The organism is Micromonospora sp. NBC_01655 (assembly GCF_026339755.1).
In the GTDB taxonomy this organism is placed as follows: domain Bacteria; phylum Actinomycetota; class Actinomycetes; order Mycobacteriales; family Micromonosporaceae; genus Micromonospora.
The window spans coordinates 1,150,048-1,174,955 of the sequence record NZ_JAPEQF010000001.1 but is presented as its reverse complement, the minus strand read 5'-3'; the positions used below and the strand labels follow the sequence as shown (position 1 = coordinate 1,174,955).

Genomic DNA, 24,908 nt, shown 5'->3' with positions numbered 1-24,908 from the left:
TGGCTGGGCCCCTCCGGCGGACGTGGGGCCGGACCGCCCCCCGACTAGCGTGAACGCATGACACGTTGGGGGATTCTGGCCACCGGCCACATCGCCGGCCGCTTCGCCGAGGACCTCCGGCTGGTGCCGGGGGCCGAGTTGGTGGCGGTCGGCTCGCGGACGCCGGAGGGCGCCCGGCGGTTCGCCGACAAGCACGGCGCGGAACGGGCGTACGGCTCCTGGGCGGAGCTGGCCGCCGACGACGAGGTGGACGCGATCTACGTGGCCACCCCGCACGCGGCGCACCACGAGGCCACCATGACCTGCCTGGCCGCCGGTCGGGCGGTGCTGGTGGAGAAGCCGTTCACCCTCGACCTGGCGGACAGCACCGAGCTTGTCGAGGCGGCCCGCGCCCGTGGGGTCTTCCTGATGGAGGCCATGTGGATGCGGACGAACCCGCTGATCCTGCGGGTGGTGGAGCTGATCGCCGACGGGGCGATCGGGCAGGTCACCAGCGTGCGGGCGGACTTCGGGGCGGCCGGGCCGTTCGCGCCGGAGAGCCGGATGCGGGCCCGGGCGCTCGGCGGCGGCGCCCTGCTCGACCTGGGCGTCTACCCGGTCAGCCTGGCCCACCTGCTGCTCGGCGTCCCGCAGCACGTCCGGGCGTGGGCGAAGCTCGGCCCGGAGGGGGTGGACGAGAACACCGGCATTGTCCTCGGCTACGACTCCGGGGCGGTGGCGACGCTGAGCTGCGGCATGATCGGGGCCACCCCCCTGGTCGCCTCGATCACCGGCACCACCGGCCGGATCGACCTGCCCGACCCGTTCTTCCGGCCGCCGTCGGCGACCCTGCACCGGGCCGGGGCCGACCCGGAGACGATTCCCGCCGACCTGACCGGCGGCGGCTACCAGTACGAGGCCGCCGAGGTGCAGCGCTGCCTCGCCGAGGGGCTGACCGAGAGCCCGCTGGTCCCGCACGCCACCACCCTTGAGGTGATGGCCCTGCTGGACGCCGTCCGGGAGCAGATCGGCGTGCACTACAAGTGAGGAGGGAGGGGCCCCCGCCGAAGCAGGGGCCCTCCGGACGCCCGTCAGCCGAAGAGCGGGCGGACCAGCAGGTACGTGATGCAGGCGATCAGCGCCGCGGCCGGGAACGTGATGATCCAGGCAAGCACGATGTTGCCGGCGACGTTCCAGCGCACGGCGGAGAGCCGCTTGGTGGCGCCCACGCCCATGATCGCCGAGGTGATCGTGTGGGTGGTGGAGATCGGGGCCTTGAGCACCAGGGCGTTGAAGTAGAGCACCGCGCTGGCCACCGTCTCGGCGGCGAAGCCCTCCGGCGGGCCCAGGTCGATGATCTTGCGACCCAGGGTCCGGATGATCCGCCAGCCACCGGCGTACGTGCCGGCCGCCAGCATGGCCGCCGAGGTCCAGAACACCCAGCCCGGGATGTGGGTCTTGTCGCTCTGGAAGCCACCGGTGTAGAGGGCGAGGACCACGATGCCCATGGTCTTCGCGGCGTCCTGCATGCCGTGGCCGACCGACATGGCCGCCGCGGACGCGGTCTGCGCCCAGCGGAAGCCCCGGTTGAGCTTGCCCGGCTGCCCGTTGCGGAAGATCCACAGGATCGCCAGCATCAACAGGTAGCCCAGGGTCAGGCCGACGATCGGCGAGAGCACCATCGGCAGGAGGACCTTCTCGCCGATCGTGGCCCACTGCACCACGCCGTCGGCGGCCAGCAGGGTCGCCCCGACCAGGCCGCCGAACAGCGCGTGCGAGGACGACGACGGCAGGCCGAAGTACCAGGTGATCAGGTTCCAGGCGATCGCGCCGAGCACCCCGGCGAAGACCACTCCCAGGCTGGCGACCCCGGTGGGCAGGGTGACCAGGCCGTCACCCACGGTCTTGGCGACGCCGGCGCCGAAGTGGGCGCCGACGAAGTTGCCGACCGCAGCGAGGGCGAGCGCGACCCGGGGGGTCAGGGCGCGGGTCGAGACGCTGGTGGCGATCGCGTTGGCGGCGTCGTGGAAGCCGTTGGTGTAGTCGAACGCCAGGGCCACCGCGATCACCGCCAGCACGGCGATGAGTTCGGGACTCACAGGATCAGGACTCCTTGACCGCGATGGTCTCGACGGTGTTGGCCACGTGCTCGAAGGCGTCGCAGGCGGCCTCCAACTCGTCGGCGACCTCCTTCATCTTGAGCACGGTCAGGGCGTCGTACTCGCCGGAGAAGAGGCGGACCAGCAGCATCCGGTACATCTGGTCGCCGTCGTTCTCAAGCCGGTTGCACTCGATCCAGTAGTCCTCAAGGTCCTTCATCGACTTCAGCCGGGGCATCGCCTCGGCGGTCAGCTTGGCCTGCTGGTCCAGCACGTTGACCAGCTCGTGCAGCTCGCGGGGCAGCGCCGGCAGCTTGGTCAGGCCGTACAGGTAGAGGAGGTTGCCCACCGCCTCCAGGTGGTCCATCACGTCGTCGAGCAGCGAACCCAGCCGGTAGATGTCCTCGCGATCGAACGGGGTGATGAAGGTAGAGTTGATCTTCTTGTACAGGTCGTGGGTGATCTGGTCGCTGTCGTGCTCGACCTCGGTGAGCCGCTCGCTGACCGACTGGACGTCCACGCCGGGCAGCGCCAGCTCGTTCAGCAGCTCGGTACCCCGCACCAGGTTCTGCGCGGCCCTGGTGAAGAGCTCGTAGAAGGCGCCCTCGGTGGGGCGGAAGGAAAACTTCACAGCCTGGACCTCGTCGTGTCGGTGGAAGGGTGGCGGACGCCCCGGGGGTGCCTGCAGTGGGAATGCTAGGAAACGGCAGAACCGCCAATTCGCCGGCCCACCCCCGGCCAGCCGCCATTCATTGGTCGTTCACCTGCTGTTCACCTTGATCCGGTCAATCGCCGCACAACCGCCTGCGCTCCGCCGCCACGTCGAAGTCCGCCGCCGGGTACCCCAGATCCAAGTCGTCGAACGTCTCCCGGAGCAGGTGGGCCACCGCCCAGTCCCGGTACCACTTACGGTCGGCCGGCACCACGTACCAGGGCGCGGCGTCCGTGTCGCACCGGGCCAGGGCCTCGGCGTACGCGGCCTGGTAGTCGTCCCAGCGGGCCCGGGAGTCCAGGTCGCTCGGGCGGTACTTCCAGTGCTTGGCCGGGTCGGTCAGCCGCTCCAGCAGCCGCTGCCCCTGCTCGGCGTACGAGATGTGCAGCAGCACCTTGACCAGCCCCACCCCGGCGTCGGTCAACTCCCGCTCGAAGGCGTTGATCTCGTCGTACCGGGCCCGCCAGGTGGCCTCCGGCACCAGCGACTCCACCCGGGCGATCAGCACGTCCTCGTAGTGCGAGCGGTTGAAGATCCCGACGTACCCGGGCGGCGGCAGCGCGCGCCGGATCCGCCACAGGAAGCCGTGCCGCCGCTCCTGTGCGGTCGGCGGGCCGAACGAGCGGATGTGCAGCCCGAGCGGATTCATCGCGCCGGCCACCCGCTTGATCGTGCCGTCCTTGCCGCCGCAGTCCATGGCCTGGAGCACCAGCAGCACCCGCCCGGGGCGACCCCGTTCCAGGCCCGTGTCAGCGGTCGTCGGGGCGCTGGTGGGCGCGTCCGGGCCGGCCGCGCCCGTCGCGGCGGCGTACAGCATCTCCTGCTGCCGCCCCAGCCCCACGCCGAGCAGTCCCACCTGCCGCCGCGCCCACGCCTTGCGGTCACCGCCGTGGCCCGCCGCGCCGGGCAGCCCCGGCGTCGACCGGGGATCGACGGTCCCCAGGTCCGCGAAGCCGTCCCCCACCCGCAGCAGCCCCCTCATCGTGCCGCCCTCCGGCGCCACGACCTCCGTCCCACCGAACAGTTCCATCACCGGATCATCACCCACGTCACCCCAACCCGCTCGCCAACTCCCCGCCCCCTCCCCCGCCCCCTCCCCGCCCTCCCTCCGCCGATCATGGAGCGGTGGTGCCCGACGTGCCCCTTCACGCGAACTTTGCGGGGCACCACAAGTCCATGATCGAGGGTGGGGTGGGTGGGGGTGGGTGGGGAGGGAGGGGAGGATGGGGGACGGAGGGGGTGGGTGGGGTGGGGGAGTTGGTTGACGAGTTCGAGGCGGAGCGGGGGCGGCTGACCGCCGCGGCTTACCGGATGCTGGGTAGCCGGAGCGAGGCCGAGGACGCGGTCCAGGAGACCTGGCTGCGCTGTGCCGGGGCGCTCGGCGACCCGGCCGAACGGGCGAAGGTCCGCAACCTCGCCGCCTGGCTGGCCACCACCTGCGGGCGGATCTGCCTCGACGTGCTCCGCTCGGCCCGGGTACGCCGGGAGTCGTACCCGGGGCAGTGGCTGCCCGAGCCGCTCGTCGGCCCGTACCACCCCGGGCCGGCCCCGGACGGGTTCGCCCCCGACCCCGCCGAGCGGGCGGTCCGCGCCGACCGGCTCGGCACCGCCCTGCTGGTGGTGCTGGAACGGCTCAGCCCCGAGCAGCGGGTCGCCCTGGTGCTGCACGACGTGTTCGCGGTGCCGTTCGACGAGATCGCCGGGATGCTCGGCGTCACGGTGGTGGCCGCCCGGCAGTTCGCCTCCCGGGCCCGCCGGGCGATCACCGCCCCGGATGCTCCCCGGCACACCGCCGACCTGGCCGAGCAGCGGCGGGTGGTCGCCGCGTTCGTCGCGGCGACCCAGTCGGGCGAGCTGGCCGAACTGGTCCGGGTACTCGCCCCCGACGTGGTGCTGATCGGCGACGGCGGCGGGCACTTCCCGGCCGCCCGCCGGCCGGTCACCGGCGCCGACGCGGTGGGCCGGTTCACCCTGGGCCTGTTCGGCCAGGCCGGCCGCTACGGCGGGCGGGTGCGGGCCCGGCCGGTGCTGGTGGCCGGGTCGCTCGGGTTGCAGTTCGAGATCGCGCACCCCGACGGCCGGCGGCAGCGCCTGGTCACCGCGTTCGCCGTGCACGACGGGCGGATCACCGGCATCTTCAACCAGCTCAACCCGGACAAGCTCACCCGGCTGCCCGACCTCGGGGCCGGGGCCGACTGGCCGCCGCGCTGGTGACCCGCCGCCGGCGGCGCGGGACTCAGACCACCAGCGCCAGCCACTTGCGGTACGACGTGGCGAACGGCTCGCTGCCGTCGCCGAGCGCGACCAGCAGCCGGCGGGACGCGGCCTCGGCCTCGGCGACCAGGTCGGCCGGGTAGCCGAAGCGCTCCCGGTGCTCGGCGAACTCGTCCTCGTCGCGCAGCTCGACCAGCCCGGTGCCCCGGCGGCGCACCACGTCCAGGTCGAGGTCGAACAGGTGGACCGTGTCCCCGCCCTCCCACCGGGCCGGGGTGGTGATGTCGCAGTAGACCTCGCTGGTCCGCGGCGGCGGGTTGAACATCCCCGTCCACCAGGCGTGCCGCGGCACCAGCAGCACGAAGGGGATCTGCTCCACCGAGGGCCGGCCGTGGTAGACCGACTCCGTCCCGGCCGGCACGCCGAGCCAGACGCCGAGGTCGTCCTCGGCCAGGCGGCGGGCCGGGTAGTCGCGGTGGGCGCTGCCGTCGTACTTGCGGTAGATCACGCGGACCACGTCGCTCGGCATGAGTCGCACCCTAGTCGATACCGCCCATCGGTCGCGCGGGAGAAGTAACCGGATGCGGCCCGTGGGATTCCGTAGGGTGAGGCCGCCACGCGGGGCGGGGCGTGCCCGGCGTCGGCGGCGGCGGGTACCGTCGCACGGTGACTCCGCCGCGCACCGCTCCCGGTTCCGCCCTCCCCCGCAGCGCGTCCCGGCGGCGCGGGAAGCGGGCGAGCGCCGGGGAGCTGCTCGCGGCGGCGGTCGGCGCGGTCCCCGGCGGGGCGGCCCGCCCCGGCCAGCAGGAGATGGCCACCGCCATCGAGGAGTGCGTGACCTCCCGCGAGCACCTGCTGGTGCAGGCCGGCACCGGCACCGGCAAGTCGCTGGCGTACCTGGCCCCGGCGCTGACAGTGGACGGTCCGGTGGTGGTCTCCACCGCGACCCTGGCGTTGCAGTCCCAGCTCGTCGAGCACGATCTGCCCCGGCTCGCCGACGCGGTGGAGCCGCTGCTCGGCCGCCGGCCGACCTTCGCGGTGCTCAAGGGGCGGCACCACTACCTCTGCCTGGCCCGGCTGGACAACTCGACCGAGGACGAGCCGACGGACACGCTGTTCGACGCGGTGGAGCCGCGGGCCGGGGGCGGGGGCGGAAGATGGCTCGGCGAGGCCGGCCGGATCGGCAAGCAGGTCCAGCGGCTGCGGGACTGGGCGCTGGAGACCGACACCGGCGACCGGGACGAGCTGGACCCGGGCGTCGACGACCAGACGTGGCGGCTGGTCTCCATGCCGGCCCGGGAGTGCGTCGGGGCGTCCCGCTGCCCGTTCGGGGCCGAGTGCTTCGCCGAGGCGTCCCGGGCCCGGGCCCGCGAGGCCGACGTCGTGGTCACCAACCACAGCCTGCTCGCCGTCGACATGCTCGCCGGGCGGCACATCGTCCCGCCGCACAAGCTGCTCATCGTGGACGAGGCGCACGAGCTGGCCGACCGGGTCTCCTCCGCCGCCCAGGCCGAGCTGGTGCCGGAGCTGATCGACCGGTCCACCCGGCGGGCCCGCCCGCTGCTCCGGCCGGAGGTCGCCGAGCGGCTCACCGAGGCCGGCGACGCCCTCGCCGTCGGCCTGGCCGAGGTGCCGGCGGGCCGGCTCACCGCCGGGCTGCCGGGGCCGCTGCGCGAGGCGTGCACGCTGCTCGACGCGGCCACCCGGGCCGCCCTGGACGCGATCGGCGACGTCAAGTCCGACGACCCGGACCCGGTCCGCAAGCAGCAGGCCAAGGCGGTGCTGGACGAGCTGTCCGGCACCGCCCAGCGGCTGCTGGAGGAGGCCGAGCACGACGTGGCCTGGGTGGAGAAGCCGGACAACGGCAGCCGCCGGGCGCTGGTGGTGGCCCCGCTCTCGGTCGCCGGCACCCTCGCCACCCACCTGTACGACGAGCGCACCGTCGTCGCCACCTCGGCGACCCTGGCGCTGGGCGGCCGGTTCGACACGGTGGCCCGGGCGCTGGGGCTGGACGCGCCACCGCCCGCCCCGCCGTCCCCGGCCGCCGCCGCGCTGGCCGTCGCCACGGCCCGCGGTGACGCCCCGCCCGGCACCGTCCCGGTCGCCGCCGCGCCGGGCAGCCGGCCCACCACCGGGACCGTCCCGGCGACCGAGGGGCCGGGCTGGCGCTCGCTCGACGTCGGCTCGCCCTTCGACTACGCCCGGCAGGGCATCCTGTACGTCGCCGCGCACCTGCCCCGCCCCAGCGTCTCCGGGCTGCCCGAGGCGGCCGGCGAGGAGCTGCTGGCGCTGGTCGGCGCGCTCGGTGGGCGTACCCTCGGGCTCTTCTCCTCGCGGCGGGCCGCGCAGCAGGCGGCGGAGCTGCTGCGGGCGCGGACCGACCTGCCGGTGCTGCTCCAGGGCGAGGAGGCCCTGCCGCTGCTGGTCCGGAGGTTCCGCGAGGAGCGGTCGAGCTGCCTGTTCGGGGTGATGTCGCTGTGGCAGGGGGTGGACGTGCCGGGCGACTCCTGCCAGCTCGTGGTGATCGACCGGCTGCCCTTTCCCCGTCCGGACGAGCCGCTCGCGGCGGCCCGCGCCGCCGCCGTGGACGCGGGCGGCGGGTCCGGCTTCGCGGCGGTGAGCGTGCCGATCGCCGCCGTCCGGTTGGCCCAGGGGGTCGGCCGGCTGATCCGGGCCACCGGGGACCGGGGGGTGGTCGCGGTGCTCGACTCGCGGCTGGAGACGGCGCGGGGCTACGGCCCGTTCCTGCGCCGCTCGCTGCCCCCGTTCTGGTACACCACCCGCCCGGAGATCGCCCGGGGCGCCCTGGAACGCCTCGGCAAATCCTGACGCCCGCGTTCGAGGAGAGACGGGCCCGCCCCCGCGCAGCGGCGGGGACGGGCCCGGTGGCTCGACGGGACGGTCAGGGCGCCTTCGCGGCGACCACCACGGCGTCCGGCGGGGTGTCCGGCACGGTACGCGCGGCGAGCCGGCGGACCGCGGTGTTGAGCACCGCGATCAGCGGCACCGAGACCAGCGCCCCGGTGATCCCGGCGAGCACCACGCCCGCCGCGATGCCGATGATCACCGCGAGCGGGTGGATGGCCACCGCCCGGCCCATGATCAACGGCTGGAGGATGTGCCCCTCGACCTGCTGCACGCCGATCACCACGCCGAGGATGATCAGCGCGGTGACCGGGCCGCTGTCGACCAGCGCGACCAGCACCGCGACCCCGCCGGAGAGCGCCGCCCCGACGATCGGGATGAACGCTCCGAGGAAGACCAGCGCGGCCAGCGGGAACGCGAACGGGATGTCGAAGATGACCAGGAAGATGCCGATGCCGACGGCGTCGATGAACGCGACCAGCACGGTGGCCCGGACGTAGGCGCCCAGGGTCTCCCAGGATGCCCGGCCGGCGTCGTCGACCTTCCACCGGGCGGCCACCGGCAGCAGCCGGACCAGGAAGCGCCAGATCCGGCTGCCGTCGCGCAGGAAGAAGAAGGTGGCGAAGAGCACCAGCACGATGCCGGTCAGCACCTCGGCCAGGGTCGCCGCGGTGGAGACGGCCCCGCTGGTGAACTTCTCGGTGTTGTTGTTGATCCAGGCCTGCGCCTCGTCGATGTACCGGGTGAGCTGGCTGTCGGACAGGTGCAGCGGGCCGGTCTTCAGCCAGTCCTGGATCTGCCGGACGCCTTCGGACGACTTCTTGCTCAGCTCCGGCACGCCCTTGATGAACTCGTTCACCACGAGCGTCAGCGTGCCGATGACGGCGGCCAGGCCGCCGACCAGCACCACCGCGGTCGCCAGCGAGCGGGGGAAACGCGCCCGGAGCAGCCAGCCGACGGCCGGCGCCAGCAGCGCCGAGAGCAGCAGCGCGATGGCCAGCGGAATGATCACGATGCTGATGGTGGCGACGATCTTCAGCAGCGCCCAGAACACGACGCCGACGACGATCAGCCGCCACGACCAGGCGGCGGCGATCCGCAGGGCGTGCGGCACGTCCGCGTCGTCGCGGCTGGCGGTGGAGTGGTGCGTCGCGGCGGGCGGCCCGACGCCGACCACCGTCGCCGACGACGGGGCCACCGAGCCCGGCGCGGTGGGGGACGCCACCCCGGGTTCCCCCGGGGCGTCGGCGCCGTCCGTCGCCGCAGTGTGGCCCGTCGGGCCGGCCTGGCCGGTCGGGTCGGCGCGGGCCTGCCGCACCGACTGCCGGCCCGCCTCGTACGCGCGGCGGAGCCGTCCGCGTACCCGCTCGAAGCGGCTCAAGCGCACCTCCCGCATCAGAATCAACCCGCCCGGAGGACAGGGGGGACAGGATACGTCCGTCTGCCCCAGCCTAGGCCGGTTCCGCCACACATTGCCCCGGCCGCCATCGGCGTAACCACCGGCGGGCGGCCCGGCCGGACACGGTACCGTTCCGGTCGTGACCGCCGACCAGAACCTCGACTCCGGCCTGCCGATCCGTCTGCTGCACGACCGCGTGCTCGTGAAGGTGGACGGCAGCGAGGGTGAGCGCCGCTCCACCGCCGGCATCGTGATCCCCGCGACCGCCGCCGTGGGCAAGCGACTGGCCTGGGCGACCGCCGTGGGCGTGGGGCCGCACGTCCGCTCGATCGTCTCCGGCGACCGGGTGCTCTTCGACCCCGACGACCGCTCCGAGGTAGAGCTGCACGGCCGGGGGTACGTCCTGCTGCGCGAGCGGGACGTGCACGCCGTCGCCGCCGAGCGGGTCGAGGCGGAGGCGACCGGCTCGACCGGCCTGTACCTGTAACGCCCCCGGCCGGCCCTTCCCGCTCCCCTCCCCCCGGTTCGTCCCGGCTCCCCCGTCGTCCACCCCGACGGCGCGTCGTTTGCGGCTGCCGGCGACGGGAAGCCAGGCACGTCCAGCGCCCTGGGGAGGGATCGTGCCGGTGTTCGTGAAGAAGGTGTTCCTCTGGGGAAGCGTCGCGTTCCTGATCTACTTCGTGGCGTTCCGGCCGGACAGCGCGGCGCAGATGTGCAAGTCGATCGGGGCGGGCCTGATGGCGATGGCCACGGGCATCGGTGACTTCCTCACCGGCGTGATGACCTGACCGGCCGACCCGCCCCCGTCAGGCGGCGCCCGGCGGCCAGGGGACGGCCGGGCCGGGACCGTACCAGCCCGGCGGGCCGTAGGGCCCGGGGTGGGCCGGGGGCGGCGGGGCGAGCACCACCGGGATCGGCACCACCGGCTCGTCCGGGGCGTCGACCGGCCGGTGCGAGCCGTCGGGGAACCGCAGGTGGTAGCGGTGGCCGTCCCAGCTCCCGACCGGCGCCTGCGGGTCCCGGCCGACGAAGAACGACCGGTACGCGGTGATCGCGTCCAGCAGCTCCCGTTCCTCCCGCACGGTCCGTTCCCGGTCGGCCGGCCTGCGGTCCAGCCCCCGGCGCATCCCGTCGCGCAGCAGCGCCAGCCGGGTGGCGGAGAACTGGTACCCGCGCATCGCCTTGAGCCCCGCGTCGCCGGCCACCCGCCGGGCCCAGCTCCGGGCGGCGTGCCGCCGGCCCAGGCTGCCCAGCGCCGCCACCTCCGGCGGGGTCAGCCACCCGGCCCGCACGTAGTCGGGCAGGGTGCGCTCGGTCAGCCGCCCCTCCCAGCCACGCAGCCAGACCGCCAACCCGACCATGCCGAAGAAGATCGGCACCATCACCCCGAGGTAGCCGTACAGGGCGATCATCGCCTGCCCGGTGGCCTGGGCCAGCGACGGCAGCAGGTTCCAGGTGCCGTGCAGCATCATCGCCAGCAGCAGGCCCGCGACCGGGGCGAGGAAGCGCACCCGACGGTCGGCGGTCCGGGCGGCGATGCCGAGGCCCACGCCGGTCATCGAGGTGAACAGCGGGTGGGCGAAGCCGAACAGCAGGATCCGGACGATGAAGATCGCGATGACCTGCTGGGCCCCGGTCGCCGGGCCGTACTCGTCGACGCCGGAGGCGTAGCCGTAGCCGCCCAGGTAGAGGATGTTCTCCACCATGGCGAAGCCGACCGCCGACAGCCCGCAGTAGACCAGGCCGTCGGTGATGCCGGACCATTCCCGGCGGCGGAAGACCAGCAGCAGGATCGGGCCGAGCGCCTTGGTCAGCTCCTCGATGAACGGGGCGACCAGCACCCCGGTCAGCGCGTTGGGCAGCTCCCAGTCGGCGAACCGGGCGGCGAAGAACTCGTTGACGGTCAGCGAGGCGGCCGTGGAGACGAAGGCGCCCCACGCGAAGCAGAAGATCAGGTACTTCAACGGCTCGGGCTCGTACCGGTCCAGCCACAGGAAGCAGGAGACCAGCACCGGCACCGGCAGGATCGCGGCGACCACGCCGATCAGCAGCGCCTGCGGCCCCAGGTTCGAGCCGAGCACGAAGAGCATGTAGACCGCGCACGCCGCGATCAGCAGCACCACCAGGGCCAGCACCAGGAACCGCCGCCAGCCCAGCCGGCGCAGCGGCATCCGGGGGGCGGCTCCACCGGGCGGCGGAGGGACGTCGGGCGCGGTCCACGACGACGCGGCGCCGCCGGGCGGGGTGTCGGCCATCCCGTCAGCGTAGTCACCCCCCGCCGGCCGTTCCGGCCGCATCGGTCGACCGTTATCCTGTCATCAGGTCACGAGCGCCAGCGTCAAGCCCCGGCTTGCTGGCCGGCAACCCTCGTCGAGTTCGCGGTGGGGTGCCCCGGGTGATGACCGGGCCCAGCCCCGTCCGGCGCTGGGCAAGCGCGGACCCCGTCCCGGTGGGTGTCACCCGGGGTCCCGAACCCCGGAGGTCGGGCCATGACCGTCACCCTCGTACCCCCGCTCGCGTCGACCGCACCGGCGACGCCGCGACCGCTCGACGTGCTCGGCGTGCCGGGCCAGCTCAATCTGGACTACGCCGCCACCGCGCCGTGCGCGCGGGCCGCGGCCGACGCGGTGACCGAGCTGCTGCCCTGGTACGCCAGCGTGCACCGCGGCGCCGGCGCGCTGTCGCGACGCTGCACGCTGGCGTACGAGCGGGCCCGGCAGACGATCGGCGACTTCTTCGGCGCCCGCGCCGACGACCACGTGGTGTTCACCCGCAACACCACCGACGCGCTGAACCTGCTGGCCCGGGCCCTGCCCGCCGGGACCACGGTGGTGACGTTCGCCGGGGAGCACCACGCCAACCTGCTACCCTGGCCGCGCGGCTCGGTGCGGCTGCCGATGCCGGCCGACCCCGCCGAGGCGGTCCGGGCGCTGGACGCGGCGCTGACCGAGCTGCGTCGCGGGGCCACCGCCGGCCCGCCGGTGCTGGTGGCGGTGACCGGGGCGAGCAACGTGACCGGGGAGCGCTGGCCGGTGGCCGAGCTGGCCCGGGTGGCCCGCCGGCACGCCGCCCGGATCGCGGTGGACGCCGCCCAGCTCGCCCCGCACGCCCCGGTGGACGTGGCCGCGCTGGACGTGGACTACCTGGCCGTCTCCGGGCACAAGCTGTACGCGCCCTTCGGCGCGGGGGTGCTGCTCGGGCGGGGCGACTGGCTGGACGCGGCCCCGCCGTACCTGGCCGGTGGCGGCGCCACCAGTCACGTCGGGGCCGCCACCCACGACGTACGGTGGGCCACCGGCCCGGCCCGGCACGAGGCCGGCACGCCCAACCTGCTCGGCGCGGTCGCGCTCGCGGCGGTCTGCGCGGCGCTGGCCGACGCGGACCGGGCGGCGCTGCACGCCCGCGAGCAGGCGCTGCTGGCGCGGCTGCGGGACGGCCTGACCGCCCTGCCACACGTGGTGGAGTTGCGCGCCTTCGGCCCGGACGCGCCCCGGGTGGGCATCGTCTCGTTCGTGCTGGCCGGCCGGGACTCGGCCGAGGTCGCGGCCGAGCTGGCCACCCGGTACGGCATCGGGGTGCGCGACGGGCTGTTCTGCGCCCACCCGCTGGCCCGCCGGCTGCTCGCCGAGGCCGCCGCGCGCAGTGGTCACCGGGACCTGCCGCCGACCGCCCTGCGGGCCAGCATCGGCCTGGGTAGCCCACCGGAGCACGTCGATCGCCTGCTCACCGCCCTCGCCGAGCTGGGCTGAGCGCCCCTCAACCCAGCGGCGGGGCCATCGGCGGCTTCGGGGCGGCGCCGCTCTCGGCCGGGCCGGCGTTCGGTTTCTCCTGCTCGCCGAAGGACTCCCGGATCAGCCGGTTGGCCTCCGCCTGGTCGATGCCGGAGGCGACCAGCAGGTCGCTGGCGGTGGTACGCACCTGCGCGATCACCACGCTGCCGGAGAACCCGACCCCCTGCGCGTACGCCCGGCCGGCCTCGCTGACCGCGCGCAGCGACCGCTCCCGGGCCTTCTCCGTCTCCACCCCGGCGGCGAACTCGTGGCGGAGCAGGCGGACCGACTCGGCGAGGTGGCCGACCGCATCCGGCATCGGCTCCGGCACCGGCTCCTCGTCCTCGATCATCGTCACGGAGCGCCGGATCAGGGTGCCGCTGTTGCGCATCGCCCGGTCGATCGGCTCGGCCGCCTCGGCGTAGTGGGTCAGCTCGCTGCGCCGGTGCCAGCGCGCCGGCGAGAGGGTGCTGGTCTCCTTCGCGCCCTCGATCGCCTCGGTGAAGGTGCTCAGCTCCTCCTTGTTCTCCCGGAGCCGTTCCAGCGCCCGCTGGGCGCTGTCCCGGTCGCGCCTGCGCAGCGCCTCGGCGGCGACGTCGAGCTGGTCGGCGAGCAGGTCCAGCGCGGGCCGGGCGGCCCGGTTGATCACCCGCAGCGGGTTCAGCGGCAACAGCACCGCCGTCACCACCAGCGCGATCCCGCCGCCGATGAAGGCGTCGATGAAGCGCGGTATCTCCAGGTCCTTGGTGGACGGGCTGAGCGTGACGATCAGCACGGCGGTGGCGGCGGCCTGGATGACGACCGCCACGCTCGCGCCGAAGAAGATGGTCAGCAGGATGGCCGCCGTCACCACCAGCCCGAGCTGCCAGCCCCCGGTGCCGACGAAGTAGATCAGCACGTCGCCGAGGAACACCCCGACCGCCACCCCGACGATCAGCTCGACGGTCCGGCGCAGCCGCTGGCCGACCGACGCGGCCAGGGTGCCGACCGCCGAGATCGGCGCGAAGACCGGCTGCGGGTTGCCCAGCAGGTGGTGGGAGACGATCCAGGCCAGCGCGGCGGCCAGCCCGGCCTGCACGGCCAGGCCCGTCGCCATCCGGACCCGGTGCAGCCGGTCGTGCAGGGTGGCCCTGCCGCGGTGGCGAAGCTGCTCCATCGCCGCCGCGATGCGCGCCGAGTCGATGTCGGCCGCGCCACGGCGCAGGCTGGCACGCCGCAGCAGCGACGGTCGGCGGTCCCGGGCCACGGCCATGGCGGGGACTACCCGCCGCGGGGGCGGTGAATCCTCGCCCGTTCCGGCAGACTCGATCGGGTGACGGACTCGGACGGCCGCCGGGGAGCGGCGGAGCTGATCGACAGGTGGCGGGCGGCGGCCCGGGGTGCCGGGGCCGGGGACTCACCGGCGCTGGCCGACGCCGGGACGGGGCTGCTGGCCCGCTGGCGGGAACCGCACCGGCACTACCACACCGTCCGGCACCTGGCCGCCGTCCTCGACGTCGTCGACGCGCACGCCGAACTGGCCAGCAGCCCCGACCTGGTCCGGCTCGCCGCCTGGTGCCACGACGCGGTCTACGATCCGCGCGTCGGCGGGGACGGCAACGAGCGGGCCAGCGCCGACCTCGCCGACGCGCTGCTGACCGGGTCCGGGGTGCCGGCCGGGGCGGTGGCGGAGGTGCGGCGGCTGGTGCTGCTCACCGCCGGGCACGCGGTGGCGGCCGGGGACCGCGACGGCGCGCTGCTCTGCGACGCCGACCTGGCCGTGCTGGCCGGCCCGCCCGACGAGTACGACCGGTACGCCGCCGCCGTCCGCCGGGAGTACGCACACGTGCCGGAGCCGGACTTCCGGGCCGGACGGGCCCGGGTGCTCGACGGCCTGCTGGCCCTGCCCACCCTCTACCGGCTGCCCGCCCTGGCGGCCCGCTGGGAACACCCGGCCCGGGCCAACCTCCGCCGCGAACTCGCCACCCTCCGCTGACCCCCGCAATCGCCCGCGATCATGGAGTTGCGGTGCCTAACAAAAGGCGCGAAGGGTCCTGCAACGGGCACCCGAAGTCCAAGATCGACGGGGGTGGTGGGCGGGGGTCAGGGGCGGGAGAGGTGTTTGGGGCGACGGAGGTTGGCGGCGCGGAGGAGGCGGACCAGTTCACGGCTGGGGACGACCCGGGCCCCGAGGTACACCGCCATGGCGTACCGCTCGGCGGGGATGTCGTAGTGGTCGCGGTCGAACGCGCGGCGGGGCACGCCGAGCGCCTCGGCGAAGGTGTGCAGCTCGGCGGGCGAGACGTCGCTGATCAGATGGGACCAGAGCCGCCCGCGCGCCGGCCAGGCAGGCCGGTCCAGGTACAGCATGGTCACCAAAACTAGCCGGGAGTTAGCCTCTGCTGCATGGCTGCCTCCCCCCTCCTCGCCGACCTGCGCACCGTGCTCGGCGACGACGCCGTCCTGACCGACCCGGACCTGCTCCGGATGCACGAGCGGGACGAGGCCGACCTGTGCGCCGCCGGGACGCCGCTGGTGGTGGTCCGCCCGCGCGGCACGGACGAGGTGGTCGGCGTGGTCCGGGCGGCGGCCCGGCACGGCGTACCGGTGGTGCCGCAGGGGGCGCGCACCGGGCTGGCCGGCGCGGCGAACGCCGTGGACGGCGCGATCGTGCTGAGCACCGTGGCGATGGACCGGATCCTGGAGATCGACCCGGTGAGCCGGATCGCCGTGGTCCAGCCCGGCGTGGTGAACGCGACGCTGGCCGGCGCGGTACGCCGGGAGGGGCTGTACTACCCGCCGGACCCGGGCTCCTGGGAGTCGTCCACCATCGGCGGCAACGTCTCCACCAACGCGGGCGGCATGTGCTGCGTCAAGTACGGCGTGACCACCGAGTACGTGCTCGGCCTGGAGGTGGTGCTCGCCTCCGGCGAGGTGCTGCGCACCGGCCGGCGCACCGCCAAGGGCGTCGCCGGGTACGACCTGACCCGGCTCTTCGTCGGTTCGGAGGGCACCCTCGGCGTGGTCACCGAGGTGACCGTCGCGCTGCGGCCAGCCCCGGAGGAGTCGCTCACCCTCGTCGCCGTCTTCGACTCGACGGCGGAGGCCGGCGCGGCGGTGGCGGAGATCGCCGCGAAGGGGCTCACCCCGAGCCTGCTGGAGCTGCTCGACCGGACCCACCTGGGGGCGATCGAGGCGTACCAGCCGATGGGGCTGCGCACCGACGCGCAGGCGCTGCTGCTCGCCGCCGTGGACACCGGGTCGCGGGCCGCCGACGACCTGGCCCGGATCGCCGAGGTGTGCGGGGCCGCCGGGGCCGACGAGGTGTACGCGGCCACCGACGCGGTGGAGGCGGCGGCGCTGTTGCAGGCCCGCCGGCTGGCCCACCCGGCGATGGAGAGGTTCGCCGCCGACGCGTACCCGGGCGGGAACGGCGGGCTGATCATCGACGACGTGGCCGTCCCCCGGGGCTCGCTCGCCGCGCTGCTGGACGGGGTGGCCCGGATCGCCGGGGAGTGCGACGTCCCGATCGGCGTGGTGGGGCACGCCGGCGACGGCAACCTGCACCCGAACATCGTGGTCGACCGCGCCGACCCGGCCAGCCTGGACCGGGGCCGGCGGGCCTTCGACGAGATCATGCGGCTCGGCCTGGAGCTGGGCGGCACCTGCACCGGCGAGCACGGGGTGGGGCTGCTCAAGCGGGACTGGCTGGCCCGGGAGATCGGCCCGGTGGGCGTCCGGGTGCACCAGGCGATCAAGGCGGCGCTGGACCCGGACGGGATGTTCAACCCCGGCAAGGTGCTCTGAGCCCCGGTCCACGACGGCCGACCCGGCCGCTGCCGGCCGGGGTGGCGCCGGTCCGGGTGGCCCGGCCACCGTCAGGGGCAGGCTACCGGGGGGACGACGGAAGGGGGCCGGCTACCGGGGGGACGACGGAAGCTCGACGGGATCGCCGTCGGCGCCCCGGTCCGCCGCGAAGCCCCGCACGTCCGGAGCGCCGAGCCGGGCCGCGTCGGCGGTCGCGTCGTCCGGCATCAGCTGGGACTGCCGCTCCGCCTCCACCCGGGCCCGGTAGTGCGTGACCTCGCGCTCCCGGGTCACGGCGTCCCAGCCCAGCACCGCGCCCATCAGCTCCGCGGCGTGCTCGGCGGACTCCAGGCCGCGGTGGGTGGTCTCGAAGGAGATCCGGGTACGCCGGGTCAGCACGTCCTCCAGGTGCAGCGCCCCCTCGGCGCGGGCCGCGTACGTCACCTCGGCCGCCAGGTACTCCGGGGCCCCGGCCAGCGGGGACGCCAGCAGCGGATCGGCGTCGACCAGGGCGAGCAGGTCGAGGGCGAGGGTGCCGTAACGCTCCAGCAGGTGCTCGACCACCCCGACCGGCACCCCGTGCCGGCGGGCCAGGTCGGCCCGGTCCCGCCACATCGCGGCGTACCCGTCCGCGCCGAGCAGCGGCAGGTCGGCGGTGCGCGACGGGCGCACCCCGCCGAGCCGGCGGGCCGCGCGGTCCACCACGTCGGAGGCCATCACCCGGTACGTCGTGTACTTGCCCCCGGCGACCAGCAACAGCCCGAGCATCGGTTCGACCACCGCGTGCTCGCGGGACAGCTTCGAGGTGGAGTCCGCCTCGCCGGACAGCAACGGCCGCAGCCCGGCGTAGACGCCCTCGATGTCGGCGGTGCTGAGCGGCCGGTCCAGCACCGTGTTGACCTGGTCCAGCAGGTACGCGATGTCGCGGGCCGAGGCGGCCGGGTGGGACCGGTCCAGCCGCCAGTCGGTGTCGGTGGTGCCGATGATCCAGTGCCCGCCCCAGGGGATCACGAACAGGACGCTGGTGGCGGTGCGCAGGATCAGCCCCGTCTCGCCGGTGATCGCCGAGCGGGGCACCACGAGGTGCACCCCCTTGGACGCCCGGACCCGGAACCCGGGGCGCAGCCCGACGTCGTTGAGCATCCGGGACATGTCGTCGCTCCACACGCCGGTGGCGGCGATGACCGTGCGGGCGCGCACCTCGAACTCGGCGTCGGGCGAGCCGGGCGGGGCCTCCAGGTCCCGGACCCGGACGCCGGTCACCTCGCGGGCCTGCCGGATCAGGCCGACCGCGCGGGTGCTGTTGACCACGGTCGCGCCGAGGCTGGCCGCGGTGCGGGCCAGGGTGACCACCAGCCGGGCGTCGTCGACCTGCCCGTCGTAGTAGCGGATCGCCCCGGCCAGGGCGTCGGCGCGCAGGCTGGGGAAGATCCGCCGCGCCCCCTCCCGGGTGAGGTGCCGGTGCAGCGGCATCCCCCGGCCGCCCCCGAAGATCCCGGCGAACGCGTCGTACGCGGCCACCCCGAGGCCGTAGTAGGACCGGCGGAAGGTGCGGGCCGGCATGTCCCGTACGCCCCGGCCGGCGGGGAGCGGGACCAGGATCGGCACCGGCCGGACCAGGTGCGGGGCGAGCCGGGTGGCGAGCAGCCCCCGCTCGGTGAGCGCCTCATGGACCAGGTGGAACTCCAACTGCTCCAGGTAGCGCAGGCCGCCGTGGATCAGCTTGCTGGACCGGCTGGAGGTGCCGGCCGCGTAGTCGCGCGCCTCCACCAGGGCCACCTTCAGCCCCCGGGAGGCGGCGTCCAGCGCCGCCCCGGCACCGGTGACGCCGCCGCCGATGACCAGGACGTCGAACCGCTCGGCACGCAGCCGGCGCAGGTCGGTCGCGCGGCGGGCCGGGGAGAGCTGACCGGCGAGGGTTCGGGAGACGTTGGGGTCACGCACCCGTCCACGGTAACCGTCCCGGCGGTCCGGCGGCATGTCGTGATCACGCCGTACTGTCTGGGGATGGAGGTCGGCCCCCCACCGTTCGCAGGTCAGCCCTTCCCCCCGGCCGTGCCGGGCCCGCCGCCGCCCCGCCCCGGCCCGTGGCCCGTGGTGGCCGCGGTGCTGGTCGGCTGCTGGACGGTCGCGGTCACCGTCCCCGCCGAACTGGTCGGCTGGCTGACCGACCAGGTTCTGCTGGCCAGCGGGCTGGACCGGGCGGTCTGGCTCTGGCCGGTGGTCGCCGGCGGCACCGTCCTGCTGGCCGGCCTGCCGGTGCTGCTGCTCGCCCTGCTGCCGCGCGCCGGGGCGGTCCGGGCCACCGGCCGGGCCTGGCTCGCCGGGCTGCTGGCCTTCGGCGCGCTCGCCCTGCTGCGCACCCTGCCGCCGGTGCACCACGAGGCGTACCTCGCCGCCCTGGCCGTGGCGGCCGGCCTGCTCGCCGCCGTGCTCGGCCGGCTCGCCCGGGGCCGTGTCCCGGCGCCGCCGGGCACCGGTGGGGACGGGACGGCGACGCTGCTGGCGGTGGCCGCCGGGGTGGCTACGGTGCTGCCCTGGGCGTGGCTCGGGGCGCTCGGAGGACTGCTGGAGACCGTCCTCGCGGCGGTCGCCGCGGTGGCGGTCGGCGTCCTCGCCGGGGCGCTGCTCGACGCCCGGTTCTGGGCGCGTTTCGCGGTCGGCCGCCCGCCCCGGCCGGCCCGGCTGGTGCTGGTCGGCGGCCTGGTCGCCGGGGTGGCGCTGCTGCTCGTCGCCGCCGGGACCGGGCAGTCCGGGGCGCAACTGCCCGCCCTGCTGACCCTGCCGCCGCTGGGCTTCGTGCTGGCCGCCCTCCAGGTCCCCGCCGCCCGCGCGGGCGGGCCCGCCGGGCCCGGCCCGGCGCGCTGGCTCGTCGGGCTCGGCGTGTTCGGGCCGCTGGCCTTCGCCGACCCGGAGGAGATCACCCTCATCCTGGCGGCCACCCGCGACGTGCCGTACTGGGTGGCGGTCACCGCCGCCGCCGGGCTCGCGGTGGCCGCGGTGCTGTCCGTCGCGTACGGCGTGCTGCTGGCCCGCCCGGGCGGCCGGACGCCCAGCCGGCCGGTGGCGGCGGCGACCGCCGCGGTCCTGCTGGCCGGGGCGGCGGCGGTGTACCTCGGGCCCGGCCAGCCCGGCCTGCACGGCGAGCGGCTGCTGGTGGTCCTGCGCGAGCAGGCCGACCTGAGCGGGATCGCGGCCGGCGCGCCCGGGCGGGACGGCCGGGACGCCCGGGCCCGGGAGGTCTACCGCCGGCTCGTCGCCACAGCCGAGCGCAGCCAGCCCGGCCTGCGCCGCGACCTGGCCCGGCTGCGGCTCGACCCGACGCCTTACTACCTGGTCAACGCGATCGAGGTGGACGGCGGCCCGGCCGTGCGGACCTGGCTGTCCGGCCGGCCCGAGGTGGCGCGGGTGCTGGTCAGCCAGCGGTTGCGCCCGCTGCCGGCCGCCGCGCCGACCAGCCGGGGCGACGCGCCGGCGCCGGCCGGGCCGGCCTGGAACGTGTCCCTGATCGGCGCGGACCGGGTGTGGTCCGGGCTGGGGGTGACCGGCACCGGCGTGGTGGTGGGCAGCTCGGACTCCGGGGTGGACGGCCGGCACCCCGCGCTGGCCGCCGGCTTCCGGGGCGGCGACGACTCCTGGTACGACCCGTGGGACCACACGACCGCACCGACCGACCAGGGCGGGCACGGCACCCACACGGCGGGCAGCGCGGTGGGGCGCGGCGGCATCGGGGTGGCCCCGGGGGCGAGCTGGGTCGGCTGCGTGAACCTGGACCGCAACCTCGGCAACCCGGCCCGCTACCTCGACTGCCTCCAGTTCATGCTGGCCCCGTTCCCGACCGGCGGCGACCCGTTCACCGACGGGCGGCCCGAGCGGGCCCCGCAGGTGCTGACGAACTCGTGGGGCTGCCCGCCCATCGAGGGCTGCGACCCGGCGGCGCTGCGGCCGGCGACGGCGGCCCTGGACGCGGCCGGCATCTTCGTCGTCGCGGCGGCCGGCAACACCGGGCCGTACTGCGGGTCGATCGAGGATCCGCCGGCGACGTATCCGGACGTGTTCACCGTCGGGGCGGTGGACCGGGACCGGGAGGTCGCCGCCTTCTCCAGCCGAGGCCCGGTGCCCGGCACGACCAAGCCCGACCTGGTCGCCCCGGGCGTGGGGGTGCTCTCCGCGATGCCGGGCGGCACGTACGCCACCCTGGACGGCACCTCGATGGCCACGCCGCAGGTGGCCGGGGTGGTGGCGTTGATGTGGTCGGCGAACCCGGCCCTGGTGGGCGACCTGGACCGGACCCGGCGGATCCTGCGGGACACCGCCACCCCGGCCGGCGCGACGTACCGCTCCCGCAACCCGGCCGACGCCTGCGGCGGCGACGCGAACATCACCGGCGCCGGCCTCGTCGACGCGTACGCGGCTGTCAGCGCCGCCCGCGGCGGGTGACCGCGGGGGCCGCTCGCCGGCGCACGGGGTGCGGGAGGCGTCCTCGCCACCGCCGCCGCTCCGCCGGGGCGGCAGGCCGCCGGCAGGTGCGCCGGGGCCGTCGGTGATCTAGGGTCGGCGACCATGGACGCGGAGACCACCCTGGCCGAGCTGACCCCGGACGCGCTGCCCGTCGTGGTGGACCTGTGCCGGCGCGCGCTGGACCTGCCGGAGGACGCCGCCGAGGCGGCGGCCGTGGTGGACGCCCTGCACACCCGCGCCAGGGCGGACCGGACGGTGCTGGGGCTGGGCGCGTACCACGGGACGGAGCTGGTCGGCGTGCTGATCGCCTCGCTCTCCGGCGGGCAGCCCCGGGTCGGGCACGTCGACCTGGTTGCGGTGGCCCCCGAGCGGCGCCGCCGGGGCGTCGGGCGGGCCCTGATGACCCGGGCCGAGCGCGACCTCGCCGGGCGGGGCGCGACCGAGGTGCTGCTGGCCGGCAACCCGCCGTACTACGCCTGGCCGGGGATCGACGTGCGGTACACCCCGGCGGTCTGCGCCGCGCTGGCGCTGGGCTACGCCCAGGACCGTACGGCCTGGAACATGACGGCCGACCTGTCGTACGACGGGTCGCCCGCGCTGCGGACGACGGAGCCGGCGGAGCGGCGGCTGGCCGGGCGGGGCGTCACGGTGCGGCGCGCGGACCCGGCTGACCTGCCGGCGCTGGCCGCGTTCGCCCGGTCCACCTTCGGCGGCGCGTGGGACGGCGAGCTGGCCGGTTCGCTGGGGCGGCCCGGCGCCGGAGCGCACCTGGCGGAACGGGACGGCAGGGTCCTCGGCTTCGCAGCCTGGGGCTCGTCCCGGCCGAGCTGGTTCGGCCCGATGGGCACCGCCCCGGAGGCGGAGGGCACGGGGATCGGCGGGGTGCTGCTGCGCCGGTGCCTGCGCGACCAGCGGGCCGAGGGGGTGCAGTCCGCCCAGATCGGCTGGGTGGGCCCGGTGCCCTTCTATTCGGGCAGCGCGGGGGCCCGGATCGAGCGGGTCTTCTTCCTGTACCGGAAGTCGCTGCCGGCCGCCGGCTGAGCGGGACGCCCCGGGCCCGCGAATCGGGCATGGGCCTGTATAGCGCCGTTCGGCCGCGTGGGCCCATCGACGGCCCCTACCGTCTGGGTAGAGGAGGCGGTCATGAGCACGGACGACGAGCAGACCGACGACGCGCAGCCGGTCACCTGGGTGCCGGTCGAGGAGATCCCGGGACAACTGCCGTTCGACCGGCTGGACTACGGCGACGCCGAGCAGCTCGCGGAGATGACGGAGGCCGAGGAGCCCCCGGCCGAGGAGCCGGTGGTCCTGGTGGACGAGCCGATCCGCATCCACCCGCCGTACGACCGGCCCCGGAAGCGACGCAACCAGCGGCCCCTGCCGACGTGACCGGCGGGCCGGCAGACGACGGAAGGGGCGGGCCGTGTCGGCGGCCCGCCCCTTCGGCGTTCGGTGGAGCTGGACTCAGAAGTCCATGTCCCCGCCGCCCGGGCCAGCCGGGGCAGCCGGGGTCTTCTCCGGCTTGTCCGCGACGACGGCCTCGGTGGTGAGGAAGAGCGCCGCGATCGACGAGGCGTTCTGCAGCGCCGACCGGGTCACCTTGGCCGGGTCGATGATGCCCGCGGCCAGCAGGTCGACGTACTCGCCGGTCGCGGCGTTCAGGCCGTGACCCGCGTCGAGGTTGCGGACGCGCTCGACGACCACGCCGCCCTCAAGGCCGGCGTTGACGGCGATCTGCCGCAGCGGGGCGTCCAGCGCGATCTTGACGATCTGCGCGCCGGTCGCCTCGTCGCCGGTCAGGTCCAGCTTGTCGAAGGCGCTCTTGCCGGCCTGCACCAGCGCGACGCCACCACCCGGGACGATGCCCTCCTCGACGGCGGCCTTCGCGTTGCGGACGGCGTCCTCGATGCGGTGCTTGCGCTCCTTGAGCTCGACCTCGGTGGCCGCGCCGACCTTGATCACCGCAACACCGCCGGCCAGCTTGGCCAGGCGCTCCTGCAGCTTCTCGCGGTCGTAGTCGGAGTCGCTCTTGTCGATCTCGGCCCGGATCTGGTTGACCCGGCCCTGGATCTGCTCGGCGTCGCCGGCACCGTCGACGATGGTGGTCTCGTCCTTGGTCACCACGACCTTGCGGGCGCGGCCCAGCATGTCGAGGCCGACGGCGTCCAGCTTGAGGCCGACCTCCTCGCTGATGACCTGGCCACCGGTGAGGATGGCGATGTCGGCCAGCATGGCCTTGCGGCGGTCACCGAAGCCCGGCGCCTTGACGGCGACCGACTTGAAGGTGCCACGGACCTTGTTGACCACGAGGGTGGCGAGCGCCTCGCCCTCGATGTCCTCGGCGATGATCAGCAGCGACTTGCCCGACTGCATGACCTTCTCCAGGATCGGGAGCAGGTCCTTCACCGAGGAGATCTTGCTGTTGACGATCAGGAGGTACGGGTCGTCGAAGACGGCCTCCATACGCTCCGGGTCGGTCATGAAGTACGCGGAGATGTAGCCCTTGTCGAAGCGCATACCCTCGGTGAGCTCAAGCTCCAGGCCGAAGGTGTTGCTCTCCTCGACGGTGATGACGCCTTCCTTGCCGACCTTGTCCATCGCCTCGGCGATGATCTCGCCGACGGTGCTGTCACCGGCGGAGATGGAGGCGGTGGAGGCGATCTGCTCCTTGGTCTCGACGTCCTTGGCGAGCTTGGACAGCTCCTCCGAGACGCTGGCCACGGCGGCCTCGATGCCCCGCTTCAGGGCCATCGGGTTGGCGCCGGCAGCCACGTTGCGCAGGCCCTCGCGAACCAGGGCCTGGGCCAGGACGGTCGCCGTCGTCGTGCCGTCACCGGCGACGTCGTCGGTCTTCTTCGCGACCTCCTTGACCAGCTCGGCGCCGATCTTCTCGTACGGGTCCTCGAGTTCGATCTCCTTGGCGATGCTCACACCATCGTTGGTGATGGTGGGGGCACCCCACTTCTTCTCGAGCACCACGTTGCGGCCCTTGGGGCCGAGGGTCACCTTCACGGCGTCGGCGAGCTGGTTCATGCCCCGCTCGAGGCCGCGGCGAGCCTCTTCGTCGAACGCGATCATCTTGGCCATACGGCGTTGTCCTCCTGGACACTCACGGGCCACCCGAGTGTGTGTCCCGGATGGGCCGCCTGGTGTACGCACCTTGAGACGTCGCCACCTGGCGACGACGACGTCTCCTCGGCCGGGCCGGATAGCCCGCGACGACCGGCCATGTGCCACCCGACGGTTGCCCGCCGGGAGGCCGTGGCCCCACCGCCCCGACCGCTGGCACTCACGGTATGCGAGTGCCAATGACTTGTTTAGCACTCTGCCTTGCCGAGTGCAAGCACGATGCCGTGTCCGGGCCCGACCCACGCGTCCTGACCAGCACGGCCCGCCGGCCGGTTCAGCCGAGTTCACCCGCCAGCAGGACGACGGTCACCGGGCCCGTACGCCCGCCGCCCCGGAGCACGTCACGCCCGGCTCACTCAGACGAGCCGGGCGGGTGGGCCCGACCAGGTGGGCCGGGGCCGCCGAGGGCCGGGGCTGCGGCGCACACGACGTTCCGGGCGTCTGGCGGGGCCGCATGGGCCGACAGCCCGGGCGCGCGGAGCGAGCCAACGGCC

The 24,908-nt window shown here is 75.0% G+C and carries 21 protein-coding genes and 1 riboswitch; of the genes, 11 read left to right on the top strand and 10 right to left on the bottom strand.

Features of this window, described 5'->3' with window-relative positions; genetic code table 11:
* The first annotated feature begins 57 nt into the window (after positions 1-57).
* A complete protein-coding gene (locus OOK41_RS05580) occupies positions 58-1,026 on the top strand; it encodes a Gfo/Idh/MocA family protein (RefSeq protein ID WP_266263194.1) in 969 nt (322 codons plus the stop codon).
* 44 nt (positions 1,027-1,070) lie between these two features.
* Here the strand turns inward: OOK41_RS05580 and OOK41_RS05575 are convergent, their stop codons facing one another.
* The 3 genes from OOK41_RS05575 to OOK41_RS05565 form a co-directional block, all read right to left on the bottom strand.
* Positions 1,071-2,078, bottom strand: coding sequence for an inorganic phosphate transporter (locus OOK41_RS05575; protein ID WP_117664895.1), 1,008 nt, complete (start codon positions 2,076-2,078; stop codon positions 1,071-1,073).
* 4 nt (positions 2,079-2,082) lie between these two features.
* Positions 2,083-2,709 (bottom strand): DUF47 domain-containing protein, encoded by a 627-nt coding sequence (locus tag OOK41_RS05570; protein ID WP_117664894.1) that lies wholly within the window; start codon positions 2,707-2,709, stop codon positions 2,083-2,085.
* 154 nt (positions 2,710-2,863) lie between these two features.
* Positions 2,864-3,820, bottom strand: coding sequence for a PPK2 family polyphosphate kinase (locus OOK41_RS05565; RefSeq protein WP_117664893.1), 957 nt, complete (start codon positions 3,818-3,820; stop codon positions 2,864-2,866).
* Between the two features lie 218 nt (positions 3,821-4,038).
* Between OOK41_RS05565 and sigJ the strand changes: the two genes are divergently transcribed.
* A complete protein-coding gene (gene sigJ, locus OOK41_RS05560) occupies positions 4,039-5,004 on the top strand; it encodes an RNA polymerase sigma factor SigJ (protein ID WP_266263193.1) in 966 nt (321 codons plus the stop codon).
* Between the two features lie 22 nt (positions 5,005-5,026).
* Here the strand turns inward: sigJ and OOK41_RS05555 are convergent, their stop codons facing one another.
* The gene (locus OOK41_RS05555) at positions 5,027-5,533 is read right to left on the bottom strand and encodes a DUF402 domain-containing protein (RefSeq protein ID WP_117664891.1); all 507 of its coding nucleotides are present in this window, start codon (positions 5,531-5,533) and stop codon (positions 5,027-5,029) included.
* A gap of 137 nt (positions 5,534-5,670) precedes the next feature.
* Between OOK41_RS05555 and OOK41_RS05550 the strand changes: the two genes are divergently transcribed.
* A complete protein-coding gene (locus OOK41_RS05550) occupies positions 5,671-7,833 on the top strand; it encodes an ATP-dependent DNA helicase (protein WP_266263192.1) in 2,163 nt (720 codons plus the stop codon).
* A 73-nt stretch (positions 7,834-7,906) separates the two neighbouring features.
* Here the strand turns inward: OOK41_RS05550 and OOK41_RS05545 are convergent, their stop codons facing one another.
* Positions 7,907-9,265, bottom strand: a complete 1,359-nt coding sequence (locus tag OOK41_RS05545; protein ID WP_266263191.1) for an AI-2E family transporter — start codon at positions 9,263-9,265, stop codon at positions 7,907-7,909.
* A gap of 142 nt (positions 9,266-9,407) precedes the next feature.
* Here OOK41_RS05545 and OOK41_RS05540 point away from each other — a divergent pair, with 142 nt between their 5' ends.
* Together OOK41_RS05540 and OOK41_RS05535 are read left to right on the top strand one after the other, a co-directional pair.
* Positions 9,408-9,755 carry a co-chaperone GroES gene (locus tag OOK41_RS05540; protein ID WP_117664889.1) on the top strand — a complete coding sequence of 116 codons (348 nt, stop codon included), beginning with the start codon at positions 9,408-9,410 and terminating at the stop codon, positions 9,753-9,755.
* Positions 9,756-9,888: 133 nt separating this feature from the next.
* On the top strand, positions 9,889-10,056 hold the full coding sequence (locus OOK41_RS05535; protein ID WP_165878010.1) for a hypothetical protein: 168 nt from the start codon (positions 9,889-9,891) through the stop codon (positions 10,054-10,056).
* Positions 10,057-10,074: 18 nt separating this feature from the next.
* On the opposite strand, the gene OOK41_RS05530 is transcribed toward OOK41_RS05535, so the two are convergent.
* On the bottom strand, positions 10,075-11,565 hold the full coding sequence (locus tag OOK41_RS05530) for a PrsW family intramembrane metalloprotease (protein ID WP_266263190.1): 1,491 nt from the start codon (positions 11,563-11,565) through the stop codon (positions 10,075-10,077).
* A 24-nt stretch (positions 11,566-11,589) separates the two neighbouring features.
* A riboswitch (SAM riboswitch) is annotated at positions 11,590-11,709 on the top strand.
* Positions 11,710-11,757: 48 nt separating this feature from the next.
* On the opposite strand from OOK41_RS05530, the gene OOK41_RS05525 reads away from it, so the two are divergent.
* The gene (locus tag OOK41_RS05525) at positions 11,758-13,017 is read left to right on the top strand and encodes an aminotransferase class V-fold PLP-dependent enzyme (protein WP_117664888.1); all 1,260 of its coding nucleotides are present in this window, start codon (positions 11,758-11,760) and stop codon (positions 13,015-13,017) included.
* Positions 13,018-13,024: 7 nt separating this feature from the next.
* Here the strand turns inward: OOK41_RS05525 and OOK41_RS05520 are convergent, their stop codons facing one another.
* Entirely contained in the window at positions 13,025-14,284 is a 1,260-nt protein-coding gene (locus OOK41_RS05520) for an aromatic acid exporter family protein (RefSeq protein ID WP_266267735.1), read from the bottom strand.
* A 66-nt stretch (positions 14,285-14,350) separates the two neighbouring features.
* On the opposite strand from OOK41_RS05520, the gene OOK41_RS05515 reads away from it, so the two are divergent.
* A complete protein-coding gene (locus OOK41_RS05515) occupies positions 14,351-15,013 on the top strand; it encodes a metal-dependent phosphohydrolase (protein ID WP_266263189.1) in 663 nt (220 codons plus the stop codon).
* Between the two features lie 107 nt (positions 15,014-15,120).
* On the opposite strand, the gene OOK41_RS05510 is transcribed toward OOK41_RS05515, so the two are convergent.
* The gene (locus OOK41_RS05510) at positions 15,121-15,387 is read right to left on the bottom strand and encodes a DUF4031 domain-containing protein (protein ID WP_117664885.1); all 267 of its coding nucleotides are present in this window, start codon (positions 15,385-15,387) and stop codon (positions 15,121-15,123) included.
* Positions 15,388-15,423: 36 nt separating this feature from the next.
* On the opposite strand from OOK41_RS05510, the gene OOK41_RS05505 reads away from it, so the two are divergent.
* A complete protein-coding gene (locus OOK41_RS05505) occupies positions 15,424-16,824 on the top strand; it encodes an FAD-binding oxidoreductase (RefSeq protein WP_117664884.1) in 1,401 nt (466 codons plus the stop codon).
* 111 nt (positions 16,825-16,935) lie between these two features.
* Here OOK41_RS05505 and OOK41_RS05500 read toward each other — a convergent pair whose 3' ends face one another.
* Positions 16,936-18,804: a glycerol-3-phosphate dehydrogenase/oxidase gene (locus tag OOK41_RS05500; protein WP_117664883.1), complete on the bottom strand. Its 1,869-nt coding sequence runs from the start codon at positions 18,802-18,804 to the stop codon at positions 16,936-16,938.
* A gap of 27 nt (positions 18,805-18,831) precedes the next feature.
* Between OOK41_RS05500 and OOK41_RS05495 the strand changes: the two genes are divergently transcribed.
* The 3 genes from OOK41_RS05495 (at position 18,832) to OOK41_RS05485 (ending at position 22,674) form a co-directional block, all read left to right on the top strand.
* A complete protein-coding gene (locus OOK41_RS05495; RefSeq protein ID WP_266263188.1) occupies positions 18,832-21,264 on the top strand; it encodes a S8 family serine peptidase in 2,433 nt (810 codons plus the stop codon).
* Positions 21,265-21,387: 123 nt separating this feature from the next.
* Entirely contained in the window at positions 21,388-22,326 is a 939-nt protein-coding gene (locus OOK41_RS05490; RefSeq protein ID WP_266263187.1) for a GNAT family N-acetyltransferase, read from the top strand.
* 102 nt (positions 22,327-22,428) lie between these two features.
* Positions 22,429-22,674 (top strand): hypothetical protein, encoded by a 246-nt coding sequence (locus OOK41_RS05485; RefSeq protein ID WP_165878008.1) that lies wholly within the window; start codon positions 22,429-22,431, stop codon positions 22,672-22,674.
* A gap of 75 nt (positions 22,675-22,749) precedes the next feature.
* On the opposite strand, the gene groL is transcribed toward OOK41_RS05485, so the two are convergent.
* Positions 22,750-24,372, bottom strand: a complete 1,623-nt coding sequence (groL, locus tag OOK41_RS05480; protein ID WP_117664880.1) for a chaperonin GroEL — start codon at positions 24,370-24,372, stop codon at positions 22,750-22,752.
* Between the last annotated feature and the right edge of the window lie 536 nt (positions 24,373-24,908).